Origin of the sequence: Litoribacter ruber (assembly GCF_018500185.1) — a bacterium.
Lineage (GTDB): Bacteria > Bacteroidota > Bacteroidia > Cytophagales > Cyclobacteriaceae > Litoribacter > Litoribacter ruber.
In genome coordinates this window covers 1-840 of the sequence record NZ_JAHBGI010000053.1, presented here as the reverse complement: position 1 = coordinate 840, position 840 = coordinate 1, and the positions used below count along the sequence as shown (strand labels likewise).

The window sequence follows — 840 nt, the reverse complement described above, 5'->3', positions numbered from 1 at the left end:
CACCCCGTGGGTCGGCCTCCCGCGGGAGGTAAACTGCGCCTCCCCGGGGTTGTTGTGGTGGTAGTTATTGTTCTATTTAGACGCCCAGCAGGGGATTACTTAGGGGTGGGATGAAGGCTGCCGAACCCCAATCTTCTTCGCGGTGCCCACCTTCATCCCTCCCTGTTCTCCCGCGAATAGAACAACGACAACTCGACAACAGAGGACCGCAGGTTTAGGACAACAGTCCCGAACATCGAAGTTTACCTCCTCGGGGGAGGCGCCTTCGGGACCGACAACCACGATAACAACTATTTTTAAATCTGCAATTTTGATTGTAAATTAAGGCTTCATAATACCTGTTTACTACTATTAACTTTTTTCTAACTTTTCCCTTAACAATTTTTTAAATAACCCTTGAGATACTATGAAAAGCTATCACGACCTCGAAATTTACAAAATCTCATTCGAGCTGTTTATCGAAACTCACCGCTTTAGCTATTTTCTGCCAAAGCAGGAACTTTATGAGCTGGGAAGCCAAATAAGAAGATCGGCAGATTCTATTAACTCGAATATCGTGGAAGGCTATGGGAGGAGGAAATATAAAAATGACTTTTTGAGGTTTTTAAATTATGCGCACGCCAGTAATCTGGAGACTATTAATCATCTCAAAAAAATATCTATACTCTATCCTGAAGCCATTGACCTATCTTCAGATTTATCAAATAAATACGATAAACTCGGGGTGAAGATTTATAATTTCATTGATTACGTAAGTCGGGAGTGGAGGTTGTAAGTCGTGGTTGTCATGGTTGTCATAGTTGTCCACCCCGTGGGTCGGCCTCCCGCGGGAGGTAAACT

Annotated in this window: 1 protein-coding gene; it reads left to right on the top strand. The window is 43.9% G+C overall.

The window, feature by feature from the left end; translation table 11 throughout:
• The first annotated feature begins 406 nt into the window (after nucleotides 1-406).
• On the top strand, nucleotides 407-775 hold the full coding sequence (locus KIH41_RS18040; protein WP_213946878.1) for a four helix bundle protein: 369 nt from the start codon (nucleotides 407-409) through the stop codon (nucleotides 773-775).
• Nucleotides 776-840: the final 65 nt, after the last annotated feature.

Excerpts from the sequence above, each read along its gene's own strand:
- KIH41_RS18040 (WP_213946878.1), top strand. The coding sequence starts at position 407 with ATGAAAAGCTATCACGACCTCGAAATTTACAAAATCTCATTCGAGCTG.